Annotated in this window: 1 rRNA gene; it reads left to right on the forward strand. The window is 45.4% G+C overall.

The window, feature by feature from the left end:
• Positions 1–225, forward strand: a 16S ribosomal RNA gene (locus L5M10_RS24010); the annotation flags it as partial.
• Between the last annotated feature and the right edge of the window lie 481 nt (positions 226–706).

Here is a 706-nt window from a genome sequence, read left to right on the forward strand (position 1 = left end):
AACTCGACTCCATGAAGTCGGAATCGCTAGTAATCGTGGATCAGAATGCCACGGTGAATACGTTCCCGGGCCTTGTACACACCGCCCGTCACACCATGGGAGTGGGCTGCAAAAGAAGTGGGTAGCTTAACCTTCGGGGGGGCGCTCACCACTTTGTGGTTCATGACTGGGGTGAAGTCGTAACAAGGTAGCCCTAGGGGAACCTGGGGCTGGATCACCTCCTTACCTATACGACTAACTTAATGTTTGGTCGAAAAATGCTCCTGCATTTTCGACATTCGGTACATCCGTGTACCTTTTGAGTGTTCACACAGATTGCTTGTTTAGCTTCTCTTAGGAGAAGTCAGAGCTAAATGCGCCGCGAGCCGGTACGCATTGTTCTTTAACAATTTGGAAAGCTGATAGTATTTAATTGCATGAGTCTGTCATGTAATTAATTACAAAACGTTTAATGCGMAAGCATTGAACATGAGTTCTCAAACACTTTATTAAGTGTCTTGAATATTCAATAGTAAATTATTCTTTATTGAATAGTTTACGTCTAAGGCGCGTCCACTTCTTTGGTCAGAAGTGAGACAAGTAAAACCAAGCTGGTCGCAATGCGGCGCAGATGAGTGAAACTCATTTGGGTTGTATGGTTAAGCGACTAAGCGTATACGGTGGATGCCTTGGCAGTCAGAGGCGATGAAGGACGTAGTAACTTGCG

The sequence above is a fragment of the Shewanella sp. SM32 genome, assembly GCF_025654235.1.
Lineage (GTDB): Bacteria > Pseudomonadota > Gammaproteobacteria > Enterobacterales > Shewanellaceae > Shewanella > Shewanella oncorhynchi.